At 72.3% G+C, this 24,713-nt stretch carries 27 protein-coding genes; 25 read left to right on the top strand and 2 right to left on the bottom strand.

What is annotated here, in order from left to right:
* The first annotated feature begins 78 nt into the window (after window positions 1-78).
* The 19 genes from rfbA to ACZ69Q_RS24930 all read left to right on the top strand — a co-directional run bounded on the left by rfbA (window position 79) and on the right by ACZ69Q_RS24930 (window position 18,187).
* Complete coding sequence (gene rfbA, locus ACZ69Q_RS25020) at window positions 79-948, top strand: glucose-1-phosphate thymidylyltransferase RfbA (RefSeq protein WP_471045659.1); 870 nt, start codon at window positions 79-81, stop codon at window positions 946-948.
* A gap of 37 nt (window positions 949-985) precedes the next feature.
* A complete protein-coding gene (locus ACZ69Q_RS25015) occupies window positions 986-1,666 on the top strand; it encodes an antibiotic biosynthesis monooxygenase family protein (protein ID WP_471045657.1) in 681 nt (226 codons plus the stop codon).
* A gap of 63 nt (window positions 1,667-1,729) precedes the next feature.
* Window positions 1,730-2,905, top strand: a complete 1,176-nt coding sequence (locus tag ACZ69Q_RS25010) for a nucleotide disphospho-sugar-binding domain-containing protein (protein ID WP_471045655.1) — start codon at window positions 1,730-1,732, stop codon at window positions 2,903-2,905.
* Complete coding sequence (gene rfbB / locus ACZ69Q_RS25005; protein ID WP_471045652.1) at window positions 2,902-3,891, top strand: dTDP-glucose 4,6-dehydratase; 990 nt, start codon at window positions 2,902-2,904, stop codon at window positions 3,889-3,891. Before ACZ69Q_RS25010 ends, rfbB begins: the two co-directional genes overlap by 4 nt.
* Window positions 3,892-3,944: 53 nt before the next feature.
* Entirely contained in the window at window positions 3,945-5,426 is a 1,482-nt protein-coding gene (locus ACZ69Q_RS25000; protein ID WP_471045650.1) for an FAD-dependent monooxygenase, read from the top strand.
* Window positions 5,427-5,461: 35 nt separating this feature from the next.
* Window positions 5,462-6,625: a methionine adenosyltransferase gene (gene metK / locus ACZ69Q_RS24995; protein WP_471045648.1), complete on the top strand. Its 1,164-nt coding sequence runs from the start codon at window positions 5,462-5,464 to the stop codon at window positions 6,623-6,625.
* Complete coding sequence (locus ACZ69Q_RS24990; RefSeq protein ID WP_471045645.1) at window positions 6,625-7,641, top strand: carbohydrate kinase family protein; 1,017 nt, start codon at window positions 6,625-6,627, stop codon at window positions 7,639-7,641. The genes metK and ACZ69Q_RS24990 overlap by 1 nt, the downstream gene beginning before the upstream one ends.
* On the top strand, window positions 7,638-8,759 hold the full coding sequence (locus ACZ69Q_RS24985) for a DegT/DnrJ/EryC1/StrS family aminotransferase (protein WP_471045643.1): 1,122 nt from the start codon (window positions 7,638-7,640) through the stop codon (window positions 8,757-8,759). The genes ACZ69Q_RS24990 and ACZ69Q_RS24985 overlap by 4 nt, the downstream gene beginning before the upstream one ends.
* Window positions 8,752-9,510 carry a class I SAM-dependent methyltransferase gene (locus tag ACZ69Q_RS24980; RefSeq protein ID WP_471045641.1) on the top strand — a complete coding sequence of 253 codons (759 nt, stop codon included), beginning with the start codon at window positions 8,752-8,754 and terminating at the stop codon, window positions 9,508-9,510. Before ACZ69Q_RS24985 ends, ACZ69Q_RS24980 begins: the two co-directional genes overlap by 8 nt.
* A complete protein-coding gene (locus ACZ69Q_RS24975; protein WP_471045639.1) occupies window positions 9,507-10,118 on the top strand; it encodes a dTDP-4-dehydrorhamnose 3,5-epimerase family protein in 612 nt (203 codons plus the stop codon). The genes ACZ69Q_RS24980 and ACZ69Q_RS24975 overlap by 4 nt, the downstream gene beginning before the upstream one ends.
* Window positions 10,109-11,116, top strand: coding sequence for an NAD-dependent epimerase/dehydratase family protein (locus ACZ69Q_RS24970; RefSeq protein WP_471045637.1), 1,008 nt, complete (start codon window positions 10,109-10,111; stop codon window positions 11,114-11,116). The genes ACZ69Q_RS24975 and ACZ69Q_RS24970 overlap by 10 nt, the downstream gene beginning before the upstream one ends.
* A complete protein-coding gene (locus tag ACZ69Q_RS24965) occupies window positions 11,113-12,510 on the top strand; it encodes an NDP-hexose 2,3-dehydratase family protein (RefSeq protein WP_471045636.1) in 1,398 nt (465 codons plus the stop codon). The genes ACZ69Q_RS24970 and ACZ69Q_RS24965 overlap by 4 nt, the downstream gene beginning before the upstream one ends.
* Before the next feature lie 41 nt (window positions 12,511-12,551).
* Window positions 12,552-13,409, top strand: a complete 858-nt coding sequence (locus tag ACZ69Q_RS24960; protein ID WP_471046331.1) for an alpha/beta fold hydrolase — start codon at window positions 12,552-12,554, stop codon at window positions 13,407-13,409.
* A gap of 15 nt (window positions 13,410-13,424) precedes the next feature.
* Entirely contained in the window at window positions 13,425-14,711 is a 1,287-nt protein-coding gene (locus tag ACZ69Q_RS24955; protein WP_471045634.1) for an MFS transporter, read from the top strand.
* Complete coding sequence (locus tag ACZ69Q_RS24950; protein WP_471045633.1) at window positions 14,708-15,046, top strand: acyl carrier protein; 339 nt, start codon at window positions 14,708-14,710, stop codon at window positions 15,044-15,046. The genes ACZ69Q_RS24955 and ACZ69Q_RS24950 overlap by 4 nt, the downstream gene beginning before the upstream one ends.
* Window positions 15,043-15,870, top strand: coding sequence for a 4'-phosphopantetheinyl transferase family protein (locus ACZ69Q_RS24945; RefSeq protein ID WP_471045630.1), 828 nt, complete (start codon window positions 15,043-15,045; stop codon window positions 15,868-15,870). The genes ACZ69Q_RS24950 and ACZ69Q_RS24945 overlap by 4 nt, the downstream gene beginning before the upstream one ends.
* Before the next feature lie 5 nt (window positions 15,871-15,875).
* Window positions 15,876-17,435 carry an acyl-CoA carboxylase subunit beta gene (locus ACZ69Q_RS24940; protein ID WP_471045628.1) on the top strand — a complete coding sequence of 520 codons (1,560 nt, stop codon included), beginning with the start codon at window positions 15,876-15,878 and terminating at the stop codon, window positions 17,433-17,435.
* A gap of 14 nt (window positions 17,436-17,449) precedes the next feature.
* Window positions 17,450-17,674 (top strand): acyl-CoA carboxylase subunit epsilon, encoded by a 225-nt coding sequence (locus tag ACZ69Q_RS24935; RefSeq protein WP_471045626.1) that lies wholly within the window; start codon window positions 17,450-17,452, stop codon window positions 17,672-17,674.
* 30 nt (window positions 17,675-17,704) lie between these two features.
* The gene (locus ACZ69Q_RS24930; RefSeq protein ID WP_471045624.1) at window positions 17,705-18,187 is read left to right on the top strand and encodes a nuclear transport factor 2 family protein; all 483 of its coding nucleotides are present in this window, start codon (window positions 17,705-17,707) and stop codon (window positions 18,185-18,187) included.
* A 4-nt stretch (window positions 18,188-18,191) separates the two neighbouring features.
* Here ACZ69Q_RS24930 and ACZ69Q_RS24925 read toward each other — a convergent pair whose 3' ends face one another.
* Entirely contained in the window at window positions 18,192-18,860 is a 669-nt protein-coding gene (locus tag ACZ69Q_RS24925; RefSeq protein ID WP_471045622.1) for a TetR/AcrR family transcriptional regulator, read from the bottom strand.
* Window positions 18,861-18,927: 67 nt separating this feature from the next.
* On the opposite strand from ACZ69Q_RS24925, the gene ACZ69Q_RS24920 reads away from it, so the two are divergent.
* The 5 genes from ACZ69Q_RS24920 to metF all read left to right on the top strand — a co-directional run bounded on the left by ACZ69Q_RS24920 (window position 18,928) and on the right by metF (window position 23,524).
* Complete coding sequence (locus ACZ69Q_RS24920) at window positions 18,928-20,454, top strand: MFS transporter (RefSeq protein ID WP_471045620.1); 1,527 nt, start codon at window positions 18,928-18,930, stop codon at window positions 20,452-20,454.
* 5 nt (window positions 20,455-20,459) lie between these two features.
* Window positions 20,460-21,377 carry an aldo/keto reductase gene (locus tag ACZ69Q_RS24915; protein ID WP_471045618.1) on the top strand — a complete coding sequence of 306 codons (918 nt, stop codon included), beginning with the start codon at window positions 20,460-20,462 and terminating at the stop codon, window positions 21,375-21,377.
* A gap of 69 nt (window positions 21,378-21,446) precedes the next feature.
* Window positions 21,447-22,052 carry an NADPH-dependent FMN reductase gene (locus ACZ69Q_RS24910; protein WP_471045616.1) on the top strand — a complete coding sequence of 202 codons (606 nt, stop codon included), beginning with the start codon at window positions 21,447-21,449 and terminating at the stop codon, window positions 22,050-22,052.
* Between the two features lie 101 nt (window positions 22,053-22,153).
* Window positions 22,154-22,504, top strand: a complete 351-nt coding sequence (locus tag ACZ69Q_RS24905; RefSeq protein WP_471045614.1) for a DoxX family protein — start codon at window positions 22,154-22,156, stop codon at window positions 22,502-22,504.
* 108 nt (window positions 22,505-22,612) lie between these two features.
* A complete protein-coding gene (metF, locus tag ACZ69Q_RS24900) occupies window positions 22,613-23,524 on the top strand; it encodes a methylenetetrahydrofolate reductase [NAD(P)H] (protein ID WP_471045612.1) in 912 nt (303 codons plus the stop codon).
* Between the two features lie 144 nt (window positions 23,525-23,668).
* Here metF and ACZ69Q_RS24895 read toward each other — a convergent pair whose 3' ends face one another.
* Window positions 23,669-24,490: a hypothetical protein gene (locus tag ACZ69Q_RS24895; RefSeq protein ID WP_471045610.1), complete on the bottom strand. Its 822-nt coding sequence runs from the start codon at window positions 24,488-24,490 to the stop codon at window positions 23,669-23,671.
* A 33-nt stretch (window positions 24,491-24,523) separates the two neighbouring features.
* Here ACZ69Q_RS24895 and ACZ69Q_RS24890 point away from each other — a divergent pair.
* On the top strand, window positions 24,524-24,713 hold a 190-nt coding region (locus ACZ69Q_RS24890), incomplete at its 3' end, for a hypothetical protein (RefSeq protein ID WP_471045608.1).

Here is a 24,713-nt window from a genome sequence, read left to right as displayed (position 1 = left end):
TCGGGCCGCAGGTCCGAGAAAGCTGGTCACCGGCTCCCCCGACCACGAACCGGCAGACAATGCCTGGAGGCATGGACAGTGAAAGGGATCATCCTGGCCGGAGGCCACGGGACGCGGCTTCAGCCGATCACCCTGGGAATGTCGAAGCAATTGCTCCCGGTGTACGACAAGCCAATGATTTACTACCCACTGTCGGTGCTGATGCTGGCCGGCATCACCGATATCCAGATCATTTCCGCACCCCGTGATCTGGGCGGTTTCCAGCGGCTGCTGGGAGACGGCTCGGACTACGGGCTGAACCTCACCTACGCGGAGCAGGACGAACCGCGCGGCCTCGCCGACGCGTTCGTCATCGGCGCCGACCACATCGGCGACGACTCCGTGGCCCTGGTCCTCGGCGACAACATCTTCCACGGCCCCGGCTTCAGCGGCATCCTCCAGGACGCGGTCGTGGACGTCGACGGCTGTGTCCTGTTCGGCTATCCCGTGCGCGACCCCGAGCGGTACGGCGTCGGTGAGCTGGACGCCGACGGCAACCTCGTCGCGCTGGAGGAGAAGCCCGCCCGGCCCCGCTCCAACCTGGCCATCACCGGCCTCTACTTCTACGACAACGACGTGGTCGACATCGCCAAGAACCTGCGCCCCTCCGCGCGGGGCGAGCTGGAGATCACCGACGTCAACCGGGTCTATCTGGAGCGGGGCAGGGCGCGGCTGATCTCCCTCGGGCGCGGCTTCGCCTGGCTGGACACGGGCACCCACGACGCCCTCACCGAGGCCGGCCAGTACGTGCAGATCCTGGAGCACCGCCAGGGCGTGCGGATCGCCTGCATCGAGGAGATCGCCTGGCGCATGGGATTCATCGACCGCGAGACCTGCCACCGGCTCGGCACGAAGCTCGCGAAGTCCTCGTACGGCCGTTACGTCATGGAAATCGCCGCGGCCGGCTGAGAGTTCACCACCCTTACTTTTCGAACCGTGGAGAGTCATGCCTTTCATCTCGCCCGACGACGGCTACATGACCCTGTTCAACCTCTTCGACACCGAGGACCGGGAAAAGCAGGACCTGGTGCTGGAGGCCATGCGGAACATCGTCGACAACGCCGACTACCCCGGCTGGATATCCTCCACCGTGCACGCCGGTCAGGACACCCCCGGCACCGCCAACTACATTCAGTGGCGCAGCGCCGAGGACCTCAAGGCGCGGTACCAGGGTGAGAAGTTCAAGACGAAGACGGTGCCGGAGTTCCACCGGCTCGCCACCACCGTGCAGCTCATCCAGACCGAGTCGGTCTTCGCCCAGCGGCACCCCTCGCTCGGGGACGCCACGGAGATCTCCACGCAGCGCGACGACTACACCGTGATCTTCGTGCTGCGCTGCGAGCCGGAGAACCAGAAGGCCCTGCTCGACGCCATCGCCAAGCCCGACGAGTGGCTGCAGACGGTTCCGGGCTACCGCTCCCACGCCTACTTCCGCTCCCTCGACGGCACCGCCGTCGTCAACTACGCGCAGTGGGCCGACAAGCAGAGCTACGACGCCTTCCACACGCTGCCCGACGAGCAGCGGCCGCTGGACGTCCAGAAGGGCCGGGTGCGCGCCCGCTCCCTGGCCACCTCGCGCTGGGCGAACACCTTCCGCGTGTGGCACTCGCGTTCCGCCGCGAGCTGACCTCCCCCCTGACCACGACCGGAAGACCAGGACCGGAAGACCAGGACCGGAGAAGCCTCAGCCATGCGCTACCTGTTCACCACCATCCCGGGGGCCTCGCACATGCTGCCCCTGGTCCCGCTGGCCCACGCCGCCCTCGCCGCCGGCCACGACGTGCTCGTCGCCGCGAACGGCTCGGCGCGGACCACGGCGGCCTCGGCCGGGCTGCACACCGTCGCCACCGACGACGGCCGGTCCGTACGGCCGTACGACGATCTCGTCCGCCGGTTCACCGAGACCGACGTGAGCTGGAACCTCACCCCCGGCGAGGTGATCGAGCACGTCGCCGGGGTCTTCGCCGAGGTCGCCGGCGGTATGGCCGACGGCCTGGTCGACATCGCGCGGACCTGGAAGGCCGACGCCGTCGTCTACTGCCCGCCCGCCGTGGCCGGACTGCTCGCCGCCCGCGCCGCCGGCATCCCCGCCGTCCTGCACGGCATCGGCACCCGCCGGCCGACCTTCCGCCCCGCCCTGAACCGCCTCGCCCCGGTCGCCGAGCGCCTCGGCGCGCCCGCCCTGGACGAGGCCGAGGTGGAGATCGACCTCAGCCCGCCCTCCCTGGAGACCATCCACCAGGACGCCCCGCACCAGGGCGGCGCCGGCCACACCCTGCCGATGCGCTACGCCCCCTACACCGGCGGCGCCGAACTGCCCGACTGGGCGCTCAGGCGCGGCGACAAACCCCGGATCGCCGTCACGCTCGGCTCCCTGCGCGTCTTCTACAGCGACGGCGCCCATCTGCGCGACATCCTCAAGGGCACCGAGGAACTCGACGTCGAGGTCGTCCTCACCACCAGCGGCGCCGAACTGACCGCGCTGCCCTCGCCGTTGCCCGGCCATGTGCGCACGGTGGACTGGATGCCGCTGCGCGCGCTCCTCGCCACCTGCGACGCGATCGTGCACCACGGCGGCATGGGCACCATGTACGCCGCCTTCGACGCCGGCGTGCCCCAGCTCGGCGTGCCCATGGCCCACGACGACGGCTGGGCCAACGCCCAGGTGCCGGTGGCCCGAGGCGCCGGTCTGATGCTGGAGGGCCGTAAGGCCACGGGCGGCGACATCGCCGCCGCCCTGCGCGACCTGCTCGGCGAGCCCGGCTACCGCAAGGCGAGCGAGGAAGTCGCCGCCGAGATGCGCACCATGCCGACGCCCGCCGATGTCATGCGGCAGCTTCCCGGACTGCTGGGGGCGAGCTCATGAGGATGCTGGTGACCGGGGGCGCCGGGTTCATCGGCTCCCACTACGTGCGCTCGCTGCTCGCGGGCGCGTACGACGAGGGGCGGGGCACCGCCGTCACCGTCCTCGACAAGCTGACCTACGCCGGCAACCGGGCCAACCTGCCCGCCGACGACCCGCGGCTGACGTTCGTCCGCGGCGACATCTGCGACCGGGAACTGCTCCTCGATCTGCTGCCGGGGCACGACGCGATCGTCCACTTCGCCGCCGAGTCCCATGTCGACCGGTCCGTCACCGGGGCCGCCGAGTTCGTCCGCACGAACGCGCTCGGCACCCAGACCGTGCTGGACGCGGCCCTCGAGACCGGTGTGGAGCGGGTCGTGCACGTCTCCACCGACGAGGTGTACGGCTCCATCGACCAGGGCTCCTGGACCGAGGAGTGGCCGCTGCTGCCCAACTCCCCATACGCGGCGTCCAAGGCGAGCTCCGACCTCGTCGCCCGCTCGTACTGGCGCACCCACGGCCTCGACGTCTCGGTGACCCGCTGCTCCAACAACTACGGGCCCTACCAGCACCCCGAGAAGCTGATCCCGCTCTTCGTCACCAACCTGCTGCAGGGCATCGAGGTCCCGGTCTACGGCGACGGGCAGAACCGGCGCGAGTGGCTGCACGTCGACGACCACTGCCGGGCCATCCACCTGGTCCTGCTGCGGGGCGGGGCCGGCGAGATCTACAACGTGGGCAGCGGCAACGAGCTGACCAACCTGGCCCTGACCGAGCGGATCCTGACGCTTTGCGGCGCCGACCGATCGATGATCCGGCACGTCACCGACCGCAAGGGACACGACCTGCGGTACTCCCTCGACGACTCCAAGATCCGCGAGGAGCTCGGCTGGGCACCCCGGACCTCCTTCGAGGACGGGCTGGCCGCGACGGTCGCCTGGTACCGCGACAACCCGCAGTGGTGGCGGCCCGTCCGGGACGCCGCCCGCTCGGCTGCCGCCGCCTGACGACCGGGCACCCCGCAGGCACTTCACACCACCACAGACAGGAGGGACCGTTCGTGGACGCGGACGTGATCATCGTCGGTGCCGGGCCGACCGGGCTGATGCTGGCCGGTGAGCTCCGCCTCGGCGGGGCGCGGGTCGTCGTGGCGGAGCTGCTCGACGAGCCCACCGGGCAGTCGCGCGGCCTGGGCTTCACCGCCCGCGCCATGGAGGCCTTCGACCAGCGCGGCCTGCTGCCGAGGTTCGGCGGCCTTGAGACCAGCCCGCTCGGCCACTTCGGCGGCGTGCAGTTCGACTACACCGTGCTGGAGGACGCCCACTTCGGCGCCCGCGGCATACCCCAGTCGCAGACGGAGGCCGTCCTGGAGCAGTGGGCCGGCGAGCTGGGTGCGGACATCCGGCGGGGCCGGGCGCTCACGGCCCTGACCGACCACGGCGACCATGTCGAGGTCACCCTCGCCGGCCCGCAGGGCGAGCAGCGGCTCACCGCCGGGTGGCTGGTGGGCTGCGACGGCGGGCACAGCGTCGTCCGCAAGGCCGCCGGGTTCGACTTCCCCGGCACCCCGGCCACCCGCGAGATGTATCTGGCCGACGTCGTCGGCTGCGGCCTCAAGCCCCGCTTCCTCGGCGAGAAACTGCCGAACGGCATGGTGATGGCCGCCCCGCTCGCCGAGGGCGTGGACCGCATCATCGTCTGCCCGCACGGCACCCCGCCCCGCGACCGCACCGACCGGACCCTCTCCTTCGCCGAGGTCGCCGACGCCTGGAAGACCATCACCGGCGAGGACATCTCGCACGGCGGCGCCGAATGGGTCAGCTCCTTCACCGACGCCACCCGCCAGGCCACCGAGTACCGGCGCGGCCGGGTGCTGCTCGCCGGCGACGCCGCGCACATCCACCTCCCGGCCGGCGGACAGGGCCTGAGCACGGGTGTGCAGGACGCGGTCAACCTGGGCTGGAAGCTGGCCGCCGAGGTGGCCGGCCGGGCCCCCGAGGGCCTGCTCGACACCTACCACGCCGAACGCCACCCGGTCGGCGAGCGCCTGCTGAGCAACACCCGCGCCCAGGGCATGGTCTTCCTCGGCGGCGAGGAGGCCGACCCGCTGCGCGAACTGCTCACCGAACTCATGGCGTACGACGACGTCAAGCGTCATCTGGCGGGCTCGGTCAGCCACCTCGACCTCCGCTACGACCTCGGCACCGGCAGCCACCCCCTGCTGGGCCGCCGGCTGCCGCCCCGCGCGCTGCGCACCGCCGCCGGCGCGACGACCACCACGCCCGAACTGCTGCACGAGGCACAGGGCGTGCTGCTCGACCTCGCCGACGACGCCGAGGTCCGCGCCGCGGCCGAGGGCTGGAAGGACCGCGTGGTCACGGTGACCGCGACCCTCGACGCCGCCGAGACCCGCACCGACCCGTTCGCCGGCGCCGCCGCGGTCCTCGTGCGGCCCGACGGCTACGTCGCCTGGACCTCCGCCGACGGCGAGCGGGCGACGGACGCGCTGGAGCGCTGGTTCGGCCCGGCGGTCACGCGCTGAGCCCCGGCCCTTCCCACCCACCGAAGGAAGTCCCCATGGCTGTCCGCCTGTTCACCTCGGAGTCCGTCACCGAGGGCCACCCCGACAAGATCGCCGACCAGATCAGCGACACCGTCCTCGACGCGCTGTTGCGCCAGGACCCGACCTCCCGCGTCGCCGTCGAGACCCTCATCACCACCGGGCTCGTGCACATCGCGGGCGAGGTGACGACCAAGGCGTACGTGCCCATCGCCCAACTGGTCCGCGACAAGGTCCTCGAAATCGGCTACGACTCCTCGCAGAAGGGCTTCGACGGCGCCTCCTGCGGTGTGTCCGTCTCGATCGGCGCCCAGTCCCCGGACATCGCCCAGGGCGTCGACACGGGCGGCGCGGGCGACCAGGGCCTGATGTTCGGCTACGCGACGGACGAGACGCCGACCCTGATGCCGCTGCCGATCTTCCTGGCGCACGGCCTGTCCAGGCGCCTGTCCGAGGTCCGCAGGAACGGCACCATCCCCTACCTGCGCCCGGACGGCAAGACGCAGGTCACCATCGAGTACGACGGTGACAAGGCGGTCCGTCTGGACACGGTGGTCGTCTCCTCCCAGCACGCGAGCGACATCGACCTCGACTCGCTCCTCGCGCCCGACATCCGGGAGTTCGTGGTCGAGCCCGAGCTGAAGGCGCTGCTGGACGACGGCATCAAGCTCGACACCGAGAACTACCGCCTCCTGGTCAACCCCACCGGCCGCTTCGAGATCGGCGGCCCGATGGGTGACGCGGGTCTGACCGGCCGGAAGATCATCATCGACACGTACGGCGGCATGGCCCGCCACGGCGGCGGCGCCTTCTCCGGCAAGGACCCGTCCAAGGTGGACCGTTCGGCGGCGTACGCGATGCGCTGGGTCGCCAAGAACGTCGTCGCCGCGGGCCTCGCCTCGCGCTGCGAGGTGCAGGTGGCGTACGCGATCGGCAAGGCCGAGCCGGTGGGCCTGTTCGTGGAGACCTTCGGCACGGAGAAGGTCGGCGTGGCGCGGATCCAGGCCGCCATCACCGAGGTCTTCGACCTGCGCCCGGCCGCGATCATCCGCGACCTCGACCTGCTGCGCCCGATCTACGCCAAGACCGCCGCCTACGGCCACTTCGGCCGTGAGCTGCCGGAGTTCACCTGGGAGCGGACCGACCGCGTCGAGGCGCTGCGGAAGGCGGCCGGGGCCTGATGCGCATCGCCGTCACGGGCTCCATCGCCACCGACCATCTGCTGTCCTTCCCCGGCCGGTTCACCGAGCAGTTCGTCGCCGACCGGCTGGACCGGGTCTCCCTGTCCTTCCTCGCGGACAGCCTGGACGTGCGCCGCGGGGGAGTGGCCGCCAACATCGCGCTGGGCCTGGCCCGGCTCGGGCTCGATCCGGTGCTGGTGGGCGCCGCCGGCACGGACTTCGCGGAGTACGCGGCCTGGCTGCGCGCGAACGGCGTCGCCACCGACGCCGTACTGGTCAGCGAGACCCTGCACACCGCCCGCTTCGTGTGCACCACCGACCTCGACCACAACCAGATCGCCACGTTCTACGCTGGCGCCATGGCGGAGGCGTCCCGCATCGGCCTCGCCGACGTCGCCGAGCGCACCGGCCGCCCCGACCTGGTGGTCGTCGGCCCCAACGATCCCGCGGCCATGCTCCGGCACACCGACGAGTGCCGCCGGCTCGGCATCCCGTTCGCCGCCGACCCCTCCCAGCAACTGGCCCGGCTCACCGGCGAGCAGGTACGCCAACTCGTCGACGGGGCAGGGCTGCTGTTCACCAACGAGTACGAGGCCGCCCTCCTCCTGGAGCGCACCGGCTGGAGTGAGGACGAGGTGCTGGAGCGCACCGGCGCCTGGCTCGTCACCCGTGGCGCCGACGGCGTCGACATCGCCCGCGCCGGCCGGGAGCGGCTGCACGTCGACGCCGTAGCGACCGACCGGGCCGTCGACCCCACCGGCGTCGGCGACGCGTTCCGCGCCGGGTTCCTCGCCGGGACCGCCCGCGGTCTGCCGCCCGAGCGGGCCGCCCGCCTGGGCTGCGCGCTGGCCACCGTCGTGCTGGAGACGGTCGGCACCCAGGAGTACGTGCTGACCGGGGCCGATCTGCTCCGCCGTATCGAAGCCGCCTACGGCCCGGCCGCCGCCCGGGAGACCGGGCCCGGCCTCGGCCCCGACCGAACCCCGAGCAACTTCAAGCAGGAGGCGATCGCGTGACCACCCGAGTCTGGGACTATCTGCCGGAGTACGCAGTCGAGAAGGACGACATCCTGGACGCCGTACAGAAGGTGTTCGGGTCCGGTCAGCTAGTGCTCGGCGAGAGCGTCAAGGGCTTCGAGGCCGAGTTCGCCGCTTACCACGGGCTGCCGTACGCCACCGGCGTCGACAACGGCACCAACGCCCTCAAGCTCGCCCTGGAGGCGCTGGGCGTAGGACCCGGCGACGAGGTCATCACGGTGTCCAACACGGCCGCCCCGACCGTCGTCGCCATCGTCGGCGCCGGGGCCACGCCGGTGTTCGTGGACGTCCGCGAGGACGACTTCCTCATCGACACCGAGCAGGTCGAGGCCGCCATCACGCCCCGCACCAAGGTGCTGCTGCCGGTCCATCTGTACGGCCAGAGCGTCGACATGGAACCGCTGAAGCGCATCGCCGAGAAGCACGGGCTGAAGATCCTGGAGGACTGCGCCCAGTCGCACGGCGCCCGCCACCACGGCCGGCTCACCGGCACCATGGGCGACGCGGCGGCCTTCTCCTTCTACCCCACCAAGGTCCTCGGCGCCTACGGCGACGGCGGCGCGGTCGTCACCGCCGACGAGACGACCGACAAGGCCATGAAGGAACTGCGCTACTACGGCATGGACAAGGTCTACTACGTGGTGCGCACGCCGGGCCACAACTCCCGCCTGGACGAGGTGCAGGCGGAGATCCTGCGCCGCAAGCTCACCCGCCTCGACGCCTACGTCGCCGGCCGTAACGCCGTCGCCCGCCGCTACGAGGAGCAGCTCGCCGACGTCACCGGCCCGGGCGGACTGCTGCTGCCCGCCACCAACCCGGGCAACACGCACGTCTACTACGTGTACGTCGTCCGCCACCCGAAGCGCGACGCGATCATCGAGGCGCTCAAGGCGTACGACATCCACCTCAACATCAGCTATCCGTGGCCGGTGCACACCATGTCCGGCTACGAGCACCTCGGCTGGGCCGAGGGCTCCCTGCCGGTCACCGAGAAGCTGGCCGGCGAGATCTTCTCGCTGCCGATGTACCCGTCCCTGTCCGAGGGCCTCCAGGACAAGGTCATCGGCGCGCTGCGGGAGGTGCTCGCGCGTGTCTGAGACAGCAGGGCCCACGGGCATCTACGACGCCGGCGACATCTACGACGCGATCTACAACGGCCGGGGCAAGGACTACCGCGCCGAGTCCGCCGTCGTCGCCAAGCACATCCGCTCCCGCTTCCCCTCCGCCGCCTCGCTGCTGGACGTCGGCTGCGGCACCGGCGGCCATCTCACGCACTTCGCCGAGGAGTTCGGCGACGTACGCGGCATCGACCTGGCCGACGGCATGCTGGACGTCGCCCGCCGCAACCACCCCGGCATCCCCGTCGAGCGCGGCGACATGCGCACGTTCCGGCTTCAGCGCCGGTTCGACGCCCTCGCCTGCCTCTTCGCTGCCGTCGGCAACCTCACCGGCGAGGACGAACTGCGCGCCGCCCTGCGCTCGTTCGCGCACCACCTCGCCCCGGGCGGCGTCGCCGTCCTCGAACCCTGGTGGTTCCCGGAGAACTTCACGCCGGACCACGTCGGCGGCAGCGTCGTCACGCACGGCGGCATGACCGTCGCCCGTGTCTCCCACACCGTCCTGCACGACACGGGCGACGCCAGCCGCATGGACGTGCACTACCTCGTCGCCAAGCCGGGCCAGGACGTCCGGCACTTCTCCGACACCCATGTGATGGCCCTCTACAGCAGGGCCCAGTACGAGGCCGCCTTCACCGAGGCCGGGTTCTCGGTCGAGTACGTCACCGGTGAGTACCCCGGCAACGGCCTCTTCGTCGGCGTCAAGCCCGTCAACCAGGAAGGCGAGTGAGCGCCGTGCAGGTGCACAAGCTCGGCATCGAGGGTGCCTTCGAGTTCACGCCCCCGGTCTACAAGGACGACCGCGGCCTGTTCTCCTCCCCGTACCAGCAGGCCGCGTTCACCGAGGCGACCGGCCGCCCGCTGTTCCCCGTCAAGGACATCAGCCACAACCTGTCCGCCCGCGGCGTGCTGCGCGGCATCCACTACACCGCCACCCCGCCCGGCCGCGCCAAGTACGTCTACTGCCCCTACGGCCGCGTCCAGGACTTCCTGATCGACCTCCGGGTCGGCTCGCCCACCTTCGGCCAGTGGGAGGCCACCGAGATCGGCGGCGACGACTGCCGCGCCCTGTACATCCCGGTCGGCGTCGGCCACGCCTTCCTGTCCCTGGCCGACGACTCGATGGTCGTCTACGTGATGTCCGAGGGCTACGTCCCCGAGAACGAGCGCGCCGTGAGCCCCTTCGACACCGAACTCGGTCTGCCGCTCCCGGCCGAGCTGAAGGCCGCCCAGTCGCAGCGCGACCTGAGCGCGCCGACCGTCGCCGAGGCCCGGGAGCGGGGCCTGCTGCCCACGTACGAGGCCTGCCGAGAGGTGGAGGCACAGCTATGGCCGTGAACCCGCCGCTCGTGGTCCTGCTCGGCGCCACCGGATTCGTCGGCTCCGCCGTGCTGCGCGAACTCGCCGGCCGCCCGCTGCGGATCCGGGCCGTCTCCCGCCGCCCCGCACCCGTCCCCGCCGACGCCCGCGCCGAGATCGAGGTCCGCGCCGCCGACCTCACCGTGCCCGGCGCCGTCGCCGAGGCGGTCGCCGACGCCGACGTGGTGATCCACACCGTGCTGTACAGCGCCGGCGCCACCACCTGGCGCGTCGAGGACGGCGACACCGCCGCCGAACGCGTCAACGTCGGCCTGGTCCGCGACCTCGTCGAGGCCCTGCGCGACCGGCGCCGCGCCGACGGCTCCCCGGTCACCGTGCTGTGGGCGGGCGCCGCCTCGCAGGCCGGCCCGCTGGACAAGGAGGTCCTCGACGGCACCGAGACCGACCGGCCCAAGGGCGAGTACGACCGGCAGAAGCTCGCCGCCGAAAAGCTGCTGCTGGCCGCCGACGCCGAGGGCGTGCTGCGCGGCGCCGCGATCCGGCTGCCCACCGTCTTCGGCTACGGCCCCGAGTCCACCGCCCGCGACAAGGGCGTCGTCACCTTCATGACACGCCGTGCCCTGTCCGGGGAGTCCATCACCATGTGGCACGACGGCACCGTCCGCCGCGACCTGCTCTACGTCGAGGACGTGGCCCGCGCCTTCGCCGCCGCCGTCGACCACCCGGGCGCGCTCGCCGGCCGGCACTGGCTGCTGGGCACCGGCCGCGGCGAACCGCTCGGCGAGGTCTTCCGGACGGTCGCCGCACTGGTCGCCGAGCAGACCGGCAAGCCCGCCGTGCCGGTGGTCTCCGTGCCGCCGCCCGCGCACGCCGAGGCCGGCGACTTCCGCAGCGTCACCGTCGACGCCTCCGCGTTCCGTACCGCCACCGACTGGAGTCCCGTGACGCCGCTGGACGAGGCGCTGCGCCGCACGGTCGCGTTCGTCGTCTCGGGTGGCGAGGAGGCCCTGTCGTGACCGCACCCGTCGCCACCGCGCTGCGCTCCCGCGCCGCCGAGGACCTGGCCGCCCGCCTGGCCCGGTCGGCCGCCGCCACCGGCGCCGGGCACGCCCTGCGCACCGCCGACGTCGACGAGTGGCTCGCCGGGCGGGCCCGCGCCCACCGCTTCCGGGTGGAGCGCCGCCCGCTCGGCGCACTGGACGGCTGGTCCTTCGCCGAGGGCACCGGCAACCTGGTGCACCACACGGGGAAGTTCTTCAGCGTCGAAGGGCTGCACGTCACCCTGAGCGAGGGCTCGGTGCGCTCCTGGCAGCAGCCCATCATCCGGCAGCCCGAGGTCGGCATCCTCGGCATCCTCGCCAAGGAGTTCGACGGCGTCCTGCACTTCCTGATGCAGGCCAAGATGGAGCCCGGCAACCGCAACATCCTGCAGCTCTCGCCGACCGTGCAGGCCACCCGGAGCAACTACTCCACCGTGCACCGCGGTTCGAAGGTGAAGTACCTGGAGTACTTCGCCGGAGCGGGCCGGGCCCTCGTCCACGCGGACGTCCTCCAGTCCGAGCACGGCTCGTGGTTCTACCGCAAGGCCAACCGGAACATGCTCGTCGAGGCCGGCCCGGACACCGACGTCCCTCTCGACGACGACTTCTGCTGGCTCACCCTGGGACAGCTCGGCGAACTGCTGCGCCGCGACAACCTCGTCAACATGGACGCCCGTACCGTCATCGCCTGCTTCCCGCCGGTGCACACCTCCGAGGGCGCCCTGCTCAGCGACGCCGAACTCCAGTCCTGGTTCACCGTCGAGCGCTCCCGGCACGACGTGGACATGCGGCGGATCCCGCTGAACGAGGTCGAGGGCTGGCGCCGCGGCGACGACGTGGTCGAGCGGCCCGACGGCCGCTACTTCCGGGTCGTCGGCGTCCGCGTCGAGGCCGGCAACCGCGAGGTCACCGGCTGGGACCAGCCGCTGTTCGAGCCGACCGGCACCGGGGTCACCGCGTTCCTGTACCGGCGCATCGGCGGCGTGCCGCACCTGCTGGTCAACGCCAAGGTGGAGGCCGGGTTCCTGGACACCGTGGAACTCGCGCCGACCGTGCAGGCCAACCCCGGCAACTGGGAGCACCTGCCGCCCGCCGACCGCCCGCCCTACCTGGACCTGGCCCTCGACGCGCCCGCCGACCGCGTCCGGTACGCGGCGATCCACTCCGAGGAGGGCGGCAGGTTCCTCAACGCCGAGAGCCGCTACCTCTTCATCGAGACCGACGACTCCCAGACCCCGCTGGAGGCGCCCGCCGGCTACCAGTGGGCGACCCCGGCCCAACTGGGCGCGCTCACCGCCCACGGGCACTACGTCAACGTCCAGGCCCGCACCCTGCTGTCCTGCATCGACGCCGGCGCGGTGGAGCTGTGACGCCGCTCAGGGTTGACACCACTCAGGCCACAGCCCCCGGCATCCGCCGGATCACTCTCGACGCCGCCGGGCTCACCCTGTCCGCGCTGCTCGCCGAGCCCGCGCACGGCACCCCGCGCGCCACCGTCGTCGCCCTGCACGGCGGCGGCATGAGCGCCGGCTACTTCGACGGCCGCTCGCACCCGGGCCAGTCCCTGCTCCGCCTCGGCGCCCGGCTCGGCTACACCGTCCTCGCCGTCGACCGGCCCGGCTACGGCGCCTCCGCGGGCGCCCTGCCGGACGGCCAGCGCCTGGCGGAGCAGGCGGACGCCCTGCACGCCGCCCTCGACGACCTCGCCCTGCGCCACGACACCGGCGCCGGGCTGTTCCTCCTCGCCCACTCCTACGGCGGCAAACTCGCCCTCACCGCGGCCGCCGGGGAGCGCGGCGACGGACTGCTCGGCCTCGACGTCTCCGGCCTCGGGCACCGCTACGCCGTCCAGCAGCGCGAACTGCCCGACGAACGCGGCCACGGGCAGTTCAGCCGCAACTGGGGCAAGCTGCGCCTGTATCCGCCGGGCACCTTCCGCGACAGCGACACACTGGTCGCCCCCATGCCCGTGCGGGAACGGGAGGAGGCGTCGCGCTGGCCGCAGACGTTCGCGTCACTGGCCGGGCGGATCCGGGTCCCGGTGCGGCTGACCTTCGCCGAGTACGAGGCGTGGTGGCGGCACGACGACGACACCCTCGCGGCGCTGCGGGCGGAGTTCGCCGGGGCGCCGCGCGTGGTGGTCGACCGGCTGCCCGGCGCCGGGCACAACATCAGTCTTGGCTGGGCCGCCCGCTCCTACCATCTGCGTGCCCTCGGCTTCCTGGAGGAGTGTCTCGCCCAGCGCGAGTGCGCCCCGACCGGACGCTGACCCGCGGTGCCCACCATGTTCGGCATGACTCTGCCCAGCGGCCTCCGCTCCCTGTCCGTGCGCAACTTCCGCCTGTTCGCGGCCGGCCAGCTCGTCTCCGTGGCGGGCACCTGGATGATGGTCGTGGCGCAGGACTGGCTGGTGCTGTCCCTGACCGGCGACTCCGCCTCGGCGCTCGCCACCGTGACGGCACTTCAGTTCACGCCTCTGATGCTGTTCACCCTGTACGGCGGCCGGCTCGCCGACCGGCACGACAAGCGGCGGCTGCTGGTGTGGGCCAATACCGTCTCCGGCGCCCTGGCCCTGACCCTGGCGCTGCTCGACCTGAGCGGCGCCGCCCGCCTGTGGCACGTGTACCTCTTCGCGCTCGCCCTCGGCACCGTCAACGCCGTCGAGGTGCCCGCCCGGATGTCCTTCGTCAGCGAACTCGTCGGCGCGGAGCTGCTGCCGAACGCCTCCGCGCTGAGCGCCGCGTACTTCAACGTCGCCCGGGTCGCCGGACCCGCCCTGGCGGGGCTGCTGATCGGGGCGTCCGGCACCGGCTGGGTGATGCTGCTGAACGCGGCGAGCTATGCGGGGACCGTGGTGGGGCTGCGCCTGATGCGGACGTCCGAGCTGCGCCGGTCGGGGCGGGCGGCCGTCAAGGGCGGGGTGGCCGACGGGCTGCGGTACGTCACGACGCGTCCGGACCTGCTGCTGCCCGTCGCGCTGATCGCGGTCGTCGGACTGTTCGGCCTCAACTTCCAATTGCTGCTGCCGTTGCTCGCCAAGACCGTGTTCCACGCCGACGCCGCCTCCTTCGGACTGCTCACCACGGCGTTCGCGGCCGGCTCCCTGCTCGCCGCGCTGGTCGGTACGGGCCGCCGCTCCCGCCCGCCGGCCCACACCGTCGTGCTCTCCGCGCTCGCCTTCGGGGCCCTGGAGACGACGGCCGCGTGGGCGCCCGGCTTCACCTCGGCGCTGTTCCTGCTCGCCCTGACCGGCTTCGCCTCCCTGTACTTCGCCCAGGCCGCCAACCACCGCATCCAGCTCGGCAGCGACCCCGACTACCGGGGCCGGGTGATGGCCCTCTACACCCTGATCCTCCAGGGCTCGACCCCGCTGGGCGCCCTCCTCATCGGCTGGCTCGCCCAGCAACTGGGGGCACGCGCGGGGCTGCTGGCCGGCGGGCTGGTGTCGGTGACGGCGGCGGTGGTGGCGCTGGTCGTGGAGCGGCGGGGGAGCGGCGGCGACGTCCACCCCGCGGCGCGGGAGCTGCCGTCCCGCGAACCCAGGCACTCCACGAAAGGCGGTACGACATGACACCCCGACCTGCCGGTACGGCCCCGCGTCGCCCCCGGTACCTGCCCGCCACCGCCGCCCTGCGAGCCATGCCCGCCGACACCCGCGTGCGCACCCTGGAGACCTCTCTGCGCCGGGAGCTGGAGCTGCGCCTGCGCGTCCCGCCCGCCCACCGCCTCAGCACCGAACGCCCCCTGCACCGGCAGGGCGTCCACCCCCTGCTGGCCCTCCAGCTCAAGCGGACCCTGAAGCGCGAACTCGACGTCGAGGTACCGGCCGACCTGCTGTGCGAGGGCACGCTCGGCGAGGTCGCGGCACTCGTGGCGGCGGGGCTCGGCGGGAGCGGCAGCCCATGAGCCCCGCACAATCCGCCCCACGCCTGGCCCTCGCCCCCGGCGAACTCCACCTGTGGGCCCTGCGCCCCTGCACCGACGCCGGGGAGCCGCGGGCCGTCGCCGAGCTCGACGAACAGGAGCGCCGCCGGGCCGCCGGTTTCCTCAGGCCCGGCGCACGGCTGGCCTACCTGCACGCGCACATCGCGCTGCGCCGGCTGCTGTCGGCGTACACCGGCATCGCCCCCGCACTGCTCCGGCTGCGCAGAGCCCCGTGCCCCTACTGCGGCGGCCCGCACGGCCGTCCCGTACTTCCGGGTCCGCTGCACTTCTCCCTGTCCCACAGCCACGGCCTCGTCCTGTTCGGCGTGGCGGTGAGCCCCGTCGGAGTGGACGTGCAACGGGTGCCGGACGCGCCGACGGTGGAGCTGTGCCTGCCCCGGCTGCACCCGGCGGAACGCGACGAGGTGCTGCGGGCGCCCGAGGCACGGCGGCCGAGGGTCTTCGCCGAGCTGTGGAGCCGCAAGGAGGCATACCTGAAAGGTCTCGGCACCGGGCTGGGCCACGGCGTCGGCGACGACTACCTCGGGGTCCACGCGAGCGCCGGAGGCCACCGCGCACCGCACGGCTGGCTCGTGGCCGGCCTGCACGGCTGCCCCGACCACGTGTCCGCGCTCGCGGTCGAGGCGACGACCGCTCACCGGGCCGTACTCCACGAACTCCCGGACAAGATCGCCGAGTTGCCGCGGCCACGGGCCGCCGAGGTGATCGCCGCCACCGAGCCGGTCCTGTCCATGGCCCTGCCCGCGCCGCCCATATCGACAGCGACACCGACACACGAGGAGTGAGTGACATGGGGGAGACCACCACGCCCGGCCGCGTCGAGGAACTCGGCCAGATCAAGGAACGGGCCCGCCAGGGCCCCGATCCGAAGGCCACCGAACGCCAGCACGCCAAGGGCAAGCTGACCGCCCGCGAACGCATCGGGCTCCTGCTGGACAAGGGCAGTTTCACCGAGGTCGAGCCACTGCGCCGGCATCGCGCCGTCGGCTTCGGGCTGGAGGCCAAGCGGCCGTACACGGACGGGGTGGTGACCGGCTGGGGCACAGTCGACGGCCGTACCGTCTTCGTCTACGCCCATGACTTCCGCATCTTCGGCGGAGCGCTCGGCGAGGCCCACGCGCAGAAGATCCACAAGCTGATGGACATGGCACTGGCCGCCGGAGCGCCGCTGGTGTCCCTCAACGACGGCGCCGGCGCCCGGATCCAGGAGGGCGTGTCCGCGCTCGCCGGCTACGGCGGCATCTTCCGCCGCAACACCAAGGCCTCCGGCGTCATCCCGCAGATCTCCGTCATGCTCGGCCCCTGCGCGGGCGGCGCCGCCTACTCGCCCGCGCTGACCGACTTCGTCTTCGCCGTACGGGACATCTCCCAGATGTTCATCACCGGCCCCGACGTCGTCCAGGCCGTCACCGGCGAGCAGGTCACGCAGAACGAACTCGGCGGCGCCGACGTGCACGGCGGTGTCTCCGGCGTGGCGCACTTCGTCTACGACGACGAGGAGACCTGCCTCGCCGAGGTGCGCTACCTGCTGTCCCTGCTGCCCGCCAACAACCGCGAGCTGCCGCCCGCGGTGCGCGGCGCCGACCCGGCCGACCGTGCCGGGGACAACCTGCCCGACCTGGTCCCCGCGGACGGCAACCGGTCCTACGACATCCGCGCGGTGATCGAGGAACTCGTCGACGACGGCGAGTACATGGAGGTCCACGCCGCCTGGGCGGCCAACCTCGTGTGCGCGCTGGCCCGCCTCGACGGCCATGTCGTCGGCATCGTCGCCAACCAGCCCGCCTCGATGGCCGGCGTGCTGGACATCAGGGCCAGCGAGAAGGGCGCGCGGTTCGTGCAGTTCTGCGACTCCTTCAACATCCCGCTGGTCACGCTGGTCGACGTACCGGGCTTCCTGCCGGGCGTCGACCAGGAGCACGACGGCATCATCCGGCGCGGCGCCAAGCTGCTGTACGCCTACTGCAACGCCACCGTCCCACGCGTCTCGGTGGTGCTGCGCAAGGCGTACGGCGGCGCCTACATCGTCATGGACTCCCGGTCCATCGGCGCGGACATCGCGTTGGCCTGGCCCACCAACGAGATCGCGGTGATGGGTGCCGAGGGCGCCGCGGGCGTCGTCTTCCGCCGGGAGATCGCCGCGGCCGAGGACCCCGAGGCGATGCGCCGGCAGAAGATCGAGGAGTACCGCACCGAGCTGGTCCACCCGTACTACGCCGCCGAACGCGGCCTGGTCGACGACGTGATCGACCCGCGCGAGACCCGCTCGGTGCTCTGCCGGGCCATCGCCATGCTGGCCGGCAAGGACGCCGACCTGCCCCGCCGCAAGCACGGAAACCCGCCGCAGTGACAGGGGACGAGGCCATGAGCACGACCACCGCTCCCACCCGACTCTTCCGCGTCGAGAAGGGCAGCCCCGACCCCGAGGAGCTGGCCGCGCTCACCGCGGTCCTGCTCTCCCGCACGGCCGCCGTGGGCGCCGAGCCCGACGACCTGTCCCGCCGCCACCGCGCCGTCGCCCGCTGGCAGCGCCTGGAACGCGATGGGGGCTTCACCGGCCCGCGCGGCTGGCGCGGCGCCGGCCACTGAACCGCAGATCACCCGAGAGAAGGAGCAGCCATGACCACGCCTGACGAGCTGGCGCAGCTCAGCGCCCAGGTCCGTACCCTCGCCGACCGCGCCGCGATCACCGAGGTGTGCGACCGCTACGTCCACCACCTGGACGCCAACCGGCACAACGACACCTGGTTCGACTCGGTGTTCACCCCTGACGTCCACCTCACCTTCCCCTTCGGCGAGTTCAAGGGCTTCGAGGGGCTCGCGGGCTTCCAGCAGATGGCCCGTACGACCTTCGAGCGCACGCACCATCTCGCCGGGAACTACGCGATCGATCTGCACCCCGGGGGTGACGAGGACGCCGCGCGGGTGCGCGCCCATCTGATGGCCGTCCATGTACGCCGGCCCGAGGAGCCCGCCGCGCACTTCGACATCGGCGGGCACTACGAGGCCGAGTTGACGCGTACCGCGGCCGGCTGGCGCATCCGGCGGTTCACCTTCGACCTGGTGTGGAACGCAGGGCAGGGGCCGAACCCCGGGCACTGAGCTGTCAGCCACCGTCCCGGGGCAGATAGCCGTAGAGGAAGGCGTGGACGCCGGCCGCCGCGATGTCGTGTGTCTCGGCGTCGGTCAGCGCGTCCACGCCCGCCCGGTCCCGGCCCCAGGTGTTGGTGACGAGCAGGACGAAGTGCTGGGCGGCGAGTTCGGAGTCCTGCACCTGCAGCAGGCCGCGCTCGGCGAGCCGCGCCATCCGGGCGGCGAGCGTGCGCTGCACGCGCAGCGGGCCCGCCTTCTGCCAGGCGTCGTGCAGGTCGCCGGGGAAGTTCTCGCCCTCGGCGTTGATACGGGCGACGATCGCGAAGTGGTCGGTGAACTCCGGGCGCGGCCGCACCCAGTCCATGGCGAGGGCGACCAGGTCGGCCTCCAGACCGGCCGCCGAGCTCGACGTGGCGCCGAGACATCGCTCGATCATCGCCTCGTGGGCGGCCGCCACCTGCTCCGAGCTCTCGATGAGCACGGTGGAGAACAGCTCTTCCTTGTTCTCGAAGTGGTTGTAGATCGTGCGCGTCGACACCGACGCCTCGGTGGCGATCATGTCGATGCTCGCGCCCTGGTAGCCGACCCGGCCGAACACCTTCCGGGAGGCGTCCAGGATGGCCCGCCGCTTCTCCGGGAACCCCTTGCGCGGCCTGTTCTGCCCGCTGTCTGCACTGGCCATCGTGGCACCTCCTGGTCGATTACAACGACCACTTTACACAGTGCAATGCACGTTGTACTTTACCTTCATGAGCGCATCACAGAAGCTCGACCGGGCAGGGGTGCCGTCCGGCGCCGGGTCCCCGGAGTCCGGGGGCCGGATCGGGGCCGCGCTGACCCTGGGGTCCGTGCTGCTCGGCTATCTGATCGTTCCGATGGCGATGTCCGGCACGAGCGTCGCGCTCCCGCGCATCGCCGCCGACCTGGGCGGCAGCGGCGGCGCCCTCCAGTGGGTGGTCACCGGGTACTTCCTCGCGGCCTCCTGCCTGATGCTCGTCGCGGGCTCGCTCGGCGACCTCTTCGGGCGCCGGCGGATCTTCGCCGTCGGGGCCGTGCTCTACGTCGCCAGCACCGCGGCCGCCGCGTTCGCCCCGCACATCCTGGTGCTGGACGCCGCCCGGACCCTGTCCGGCGTGGGCGCGGCCGGCGTGATGGCCGGCGGCGGCGCGATCCTCGGCAGCAGCTTCGAGGGGCCCGCCCGCACCCGTGCCTTCGCCATGGTCGGCACCACGGTCGGCGTCGGCCTCGCCTTCGGCCCGACCTTCGCGGGCTGGCTGGTCAGCGCCCTCGGCTGGCGCGCGATGTTCGGCGCCTTCGCCGGCGTCGGCCTCCTGCTGGTGGCCGGCACGCTGTTCCTGAAGGAGTCCGCCGCCGAGCACCGCCCCAAGTTCGATCTGCCGGGCACCATCGCCTTCGTCCTCGGCATCATCGGCCTGATGTACGGCACCAACCAGGTGGCGTCGGCGGGCTGGACCAGCCCCAGGGTGCTCGGCTTCCTGGGCGCCGGACTGCTGATGCTCGTGGTCTTCGTCGCCCTGGAGCGGCGCACCGAACACCCGGTCCTGGACCTGGCGTTGCTGCGCGGCGGCCCCTTCACCGGCTGGCTGCTGGCCGCCCTGACCACGGCCGTCGGCACCGTCGGCGTACTGGTCTACCTGCCGACCTACCTCCAGGGCGCGGGCGACTTCTCCGCCGGGGACGCGGGCACCCTGATGCTGGCGATGACCCTGCCGGTGCTGGCGGTGCCCCCGCTGGCCGGAAAGCTGGTGAACCAGGGCGTGCCCGCCCGGCTCCTGATCACGCTGGCCATCGCCCTGATCGCCGGCGGCAACGCCTGGATGACCGTGCTCGCCCCGGGTTCGGGCGCCCTGCAGCTCATCGGCCCGCTGCTGCTGATCGGCCTCGGCAACGGCCTGGCCGCCGCGCTGATCGACGCCCAGGCCATGGAGCACGTCGCCCCCGACCGCATCGGCATGGCCTCCGGCCTGCTCAACACCGCCCGCGGCGGCGCCAACGCGCTCGTCCTCGCGGTCTTCGGCGCCGCCCTGATCAGCCTGATGCAGTCCGAGGTCGGCGGCCGGGCACAGGCCGGCCGGGTGGCCGCGGGCGACCTCGACGGCGAGTCCCACGCCTTCCTGGCGCAGCAGTACACCGACGCCTGGCACGTCGTGCTGTGGACGGTGGCGGCCCTGTGCGCACTGTCCGGCCTGGTGGTCAACCGCCTCGTCGCCGGCACCGACCGCCAGGCTGCCGCCCTCGTGACGGACAAGGGGTGACCGGGATGCGTACGACACTCCCGACCACGCCGATGGGCACCACGGGTCTCGTCGTCCCCGTCCAGGGACTCGGCTGCATGCGCATGACCGAACCGGCCACGTCGACCGGCCAGTCCGAGGCCGCCGCCGTCATCAACCACGCGCTCGACCTGGGCGCCACGATGATCGACACCTCCGACATGTACGGCCGCGGCCGCAACGAGGAGATGGTCGGCCGGGCGGTGCGCCACCGGCGCGACGAGGTCGTGCTGTGCACCCGCTTCGGCGTGGTCTTCGGCCCCGGCGACAGTTGGTCGATGCGCGGCGACGCCCCCTTCGTACGGGCGTCCTGCGAGGCCAGCCTGAAGCGGCTCGGCACCGACGTCATCGACCTGTACTACCTCGCCCGTCCGCATGTGAACGTGCCCCTGGAGGAGACCATCGGCGCCATGGCCGACCTGGTCGCCGAGGGCAAGGTGCGCCACATCGGGCTCAGCGAGGTCAGCGGCGGGGAACTGCGCCGCGCCCACGCCGTGCACCCCGTCTCCGCCGTGCAGTCGGAGTGGTCGCTGGGCGCCCGGCGGATCGAGGCGATGGTGCCGGACTGCGTCGAACTCGGCGTCGGCGTGGTGCCGTTCTCGCCGAACGGACGCGGGCTGCTCAGCGCCCGGGACGACCGCTCGGCACAGATCGCCCGCACCTTCCCGGGCCGGGAGGACCTGCCGGGCGTACTGCGCGACATCGCCGCCGGGCACGGAGCGCGCCCCGGTCAGATCGCGCTGGCCTGGGTGCACCACCGGGCCCGGGTCTGGGGGATCCCCGTCACCCCGATTCCCGGCACCCGGCGCGTGGACCACCTTCAGGAGAACGTCGCCGCCGCGGGCATCGCCCTCGCCGACGCCGAACTGGCCCGGCTCGACGCGGCATCCCTGGCGGGGGTGTGAGCCACCGCCACCACCCATCTACACCCTCTCATCCCTTATGTGAAGTATTTGATGAAGGAGCACCGCAGCATGTCCACGAACACCCTGAAGCTCGCCGTCGTACTCGGCTCCGTCCGTGAGGGCCGGTTCGGTGAGGTCGTGACGAACTGGTTCGCCGGTCTGGCCAAGGAGCACAGCGCCTTCGACGTCGAGGTCATCGACCTCTCCGAGACCGAGCTGCCGCTCTCCCTGCCGGCGACGCCGCCCGCCATGGCGACCGAGGAGGTGCGCCCGGCCGAGATGCTCCCGCTCTCCGCGAAGCTCGCGGCGGCCGACGCGTTCGTCGTGGTCACCCCCGAGTACAACCACAGCTTCCCGGCCTCCCTGAAGGCGCTCATCGACTGGCACTTCACCGAGTGGCAGGCCAAGCCGGTCGGCTTCGTCTCCTACGGCGCCCAGAGCGGCGGCCTGCGCGCCGTCGAGCAGTTGCGTCAGGTCTTCGCCGAGATGCACGCCGTCACCATCCGCGACGGGCTGGCCTTCCCGTTCTACTGGGAGGCGTTCGGCGAGGACGGCGCGCCGCGTGACGCCGAGGGCACCAACGGCGCCCTCAAGGTGATGCTCGACGAGCTCGCCTGGTGGGGCAACGCGCTGCACGAGGCCCGCGCCAAGTCCCCCTACAACCCCGAGGCCTGACGCGACGAGGGCCGGGGGCCGGCCGGCCCCCGGCCCTCCTCTCCCTCGCCCCTGCCGTCCCCCTTCCGCTCCGCTCACCACTCCAACTCCCCGGAGAAGTCATGTACATCGCATACATCGTGCTCGCCGTGCTGGTGTCGTTCCTGCTGGTGTTCTCCGGCCGCAGCATGCTGGTCAAGGACAAGGACATCGTGGAGACGCTGACCCGGCTCGGCGTGCCCAGTAGCTGGTACACCATGCTCGCGCTGCTGAAGTTCGCCGGTGCCGCGGGCCTGCTGATCGGCATCTTCTACCGGCCGCTGGGCATCGCCGCCGCCGTCGGCGTGGTCCTCTTCTTCATCGGCGCGGTCATCTCGCACCTGCGTGTGAAGGACGTCAAGGGCGTACCGGTGCCCGCCGTCCTGGTGCTGGTGTCGGCCGCCCCGCTGGTGCTTGGCCTCGCCTCGCTGTGACGGCGCGCGTCGGATGCGCGCCCGCCCCATCGGCCCGTACGGAAGCCCCGTACGGGCCGATCGCCCTTGCCCCGCCCTGTTCCCGCCCAGCGTCCTCCAGGGAGAAGCATGACGACGACTCTGCGCGAGGTCCTCGCCCGAGACCTCGCGGCCGGCACGCCCACGTTCTCCTTCGAGTTCTTCGCCCCGAAGACCGAGTCCGGCACCCGCAACCTGTGGGACGCCGTACGCCGGATCGAGCCGCTGTCACCCACCTTCGTGTCGGTCACCTACGGGGCGGGAGGCTCCTCGAAGGACCGCACGGTCGAGGTGACGCGGCGGATCGCGACCCAGACCACGCTGCGGCCGGTCGCCCATCTGACGGCCGTGGACCACAGCGTGGCCGAGCTGCGCCACATCATCGGCCAGTACGCGGACGCCGGGGTCCGGGACGTCCTCGTCCTGCGCGGCGACCCGCCCGGCGACCCTAACGGCCCCTGGATCCCGCACCCCGAGGGCTTCACCCACGCCCATGAACTCGTCGCCCTGGTGCGGGACATCAGCGACTTCAGCATCGGTGTCGCGGCGTTCCCCGAACGGCACCCGCGCTCACCCGACTGGGAGAGCGACATCCGGCACTTCGTCGCCAAGTGCCGGGCCGGCGCGGACTTCGCCATCACGCAGATGTTCTTCGACGCCGAGGACTATCTGCGCCTGCGTGACCGAGTGGCGGCGGCGGGCTGTACGACCCCGATCATCCCGGAGATCATGCCGGCCACCGACGTCCGCCAGATCCGCCGCTTCGCCCAGCTCAGCAACGCGTCCTTCCCCGAGGACCTGGCCCACCGCCTGGACGCCGCCCGCGACGACCCGGCCGAGGGCCACCGCATCGGCGTTGCCCACGCCACGGAAATGTCCGCCCGCCTGCTGACCGAGGGCGCCCCGGGCCTGCACTACATCACCCTGAACCGCTCCCCGGCGACGTACGAGATCCACCGGAACTTGGGGCTGACCGGGAGGTCTATGCCGGTGGCGGCGTAGGCGGACAGGAGGCGGGGCGGCGGCTGGAATCTGGGGCTGACCGGGAGGCCTGTGCCGCAGGCGGCTAAGGCGGCTTAGGCGGCTTAGGCGAAGGGCGGACGGGAGGCGGGGCGGCCGGCCGGAACTTGGGGCTGACCCGGAGGTCTATGCCGTGGGCGGCGTGGGCGTGGGCGTGGGCGTGGGCGAAGGGCTGAGGGCGGGAGGCGGGGGCGGCGGTGTCGGCCCCTGCGGGCCGGATGGCGCGTCGTCCTCCAGTTCGCCGCGCAGGGCCGCGATCACGAAGGCCGTCATGCAGGCGAGGAGGACCAGCGCGATCGGGCCCCAGATCGCCGGTATCGCCCAGATCGGCCAGTCGTTCCCCGACTGCGCCCAGAGCGTCAGCAGGGCGGCGCCGCCGATGGCGACGCCGTGCCACCGCACCACGGTCGCCGCCGCCGCGTGACGCCGGTCGCCCCGCGCGAGAAGGGCCCACAGCCCGCCCGCGAGGGCCGTGAGTCCGATCGGGATGCAGGCGAGCGCGCCGCCCAGCCGGTCCGCGGGCCACCCCACCGGGCCGACGGAGGTCTGCTGCACTCGCCCGTCGGCGTCCCGTACCTCGACGATCCGCCCGTGCCAGATCACCCCGACGACCTTGTCGTCCGGCTCCATCTCGGAGAGCACCGGACCGGTCTGCCGGAACGTCACATCCCAGGGCTCGCCTGCGGGCGGCACCAGCACGGCCTCCGGGGACCTGTGTCTGTCCCGGCGGTGGGTGTCGGCGCTCCGGACGGTGAATTGCTGTTCCCACAGGCATCCGGATGCCTTCACGGGGACGGACGCGCACGCCGGCGCCGCGCGGAACTCCCGCTCCCGCTCCAGCGCCCCGCCGACCTGAAAGCTCATGGCCACCCCGGCGACGAGGGCCACGACCCCGATCAGCAGCCACACCGAGATCCGCACGACCCTGTGGCCCGAGGTCCCCGCCACCCTCACTCCTTCTCCGGCCCGGCATGCTCGCTCGTGTCTGCGCCCACCCTGAACAGCAAAAACGCCCTCCCGAAGGAGGGCGGAGACTGGGCGCCCCCGGCAGGACTCGAACCTGCGGCCAAGCGCTTAGACGTCATTTCAATTGGTGTGATCTTGCGGCAGTCTGGGGCGATGACTGCTGCGCTTGTCGAGCGGATGGCGCCGGAGGACCTGTGGGAACTGT

Source organism: Streptomyces sp. NPDC036764, assembly GCF_055609385.1.
Note: the sequence above shows the minus strand (reverse complement) of the source record. Positions and strands in the feature narration are given on the sequence as shown.

Coding starts and splice junctions, on each gene's coding strand:
- ACZ69Q_RS24915 (WP_471045618.1), top strand. CDS start 20,460: ATGCGTACGACACTCCCGACCACGCCGATGGGCACCACGGGTCTCGTC.
- ACZ69Q_RS24920 (WP_471045620.1), top strand. CDS start 18,928: ATGAGCGCATCACAGAAGCTCGACCGGGCAGGGGTGCCGTCCGGCGCC.
- ACZ69Q_RS24990 (WP_471045645.1), top strand. CDS start 6,625: ATGCGCATCGCCGTCACGGGCTCCATCGCCACCGACCATCTGCTGTCC.
- ACZ69Q_RS24905 (WP_471045614.1), top strand. CDS start 22,154: ATGTACATCGCATACATCGTGCTCGCCGTGCTGGTGTCGTTCCTGCTG.
- ACZ69Q_RS24925 (WP_471045622.1), bottom strand. CDS start 18,860: ATGGCCAGTGCAGACAGCGGGCAGAACAGGCCGCGCAAGGGGTTCCCG.
- ACZ69Q_RS24950 (WP_471045633.1), top strand. CDS start 14,708: ATGACACCCCGACCTGCCGGTACGGCCCCGCGTCGCCCCCGGTACCTG.
- ACZ69Q_RS25010 (WP_471045655.1), top strand. CDS start 1,730: ATGCGCTACCTGTTCACCACCATCCCGGGGGCCTCGCACATGCTGCCC.
- ACZ69Q_RS24940 (WP_471045628.1), top strand. CDS start 15,876: ATGGGGGAGACCACCACGCCCGGCCGCGTCGAGGAACTCGGCCAGATC.
- ACZ69Q_RS24945 (WP_471045630.1), top strand. CDS start 15,043: ATGAGCCCCGCACAATCCGCCCCACGCCTGGCCCTCGCCCCCGGCGAA.
- metK (WP_471045648.1), top strand. CDS start 5,462: ATGGCTGTCCGCCTGTTCACCTCGGAGTCCGTCACCGAGGGCCACCCC.
- ACZ69Q_RS24910 (WP_471045616.1), top strand. CDS start 21,447: ATGTCCACGAACACCCTGAAGCTCGCCGTCGTACTCGGCTCCGTCCGT.
- metF (WP_471045612.1), top strand. CDS start 22,613: ATGACGACGACTCTGCGCGAGGTCCTCGCCCGAGACCTCGCGGCCGGC.
- ACZ69Q_RS24935 (WP_471045626.1), top strand. CDS start 17,450: ATGAGCACGACCACCGCTCCCACCCGACTCTTCCGCGTCGAGAAGGGC.
- ACZ69Q_RS25015 (WP_471045657.1), top strand. CDS start 986: ATGCCTTTCATCTCGCCCGACGACGGCTACATGACCCTGTTCAACCTC.
- ACZ69Q_RS24970 (WP_471045637.1), top strand. CDS start 10,109: ATGGCCGTGAACCCGCCGCTCGTGGTCCTGCTCGGCGCCACCGGATTC.
- rfbB (WP_471045652.1), top strand. CDS start 2,902: ATGAGGATGCTGGTGACCGGGGGCGCCGGGTTCATCGGCTCCCACTAC.
- ACZ69Q_RS24955 (WP_471045634.1), top strand. CDS start 13,425: ATGTTCGGCATGACTCTGCCCAGCGGCCTCCGCTCCCTGTCCGTGCGC.
- ACZ69Q_RS24930 (WP_471045624.1), top strand. CDS start 17,705: ATGACCACGCCTGACGAGCTGGCGCAGCTCAGCGCCCAGGTCCGTACC.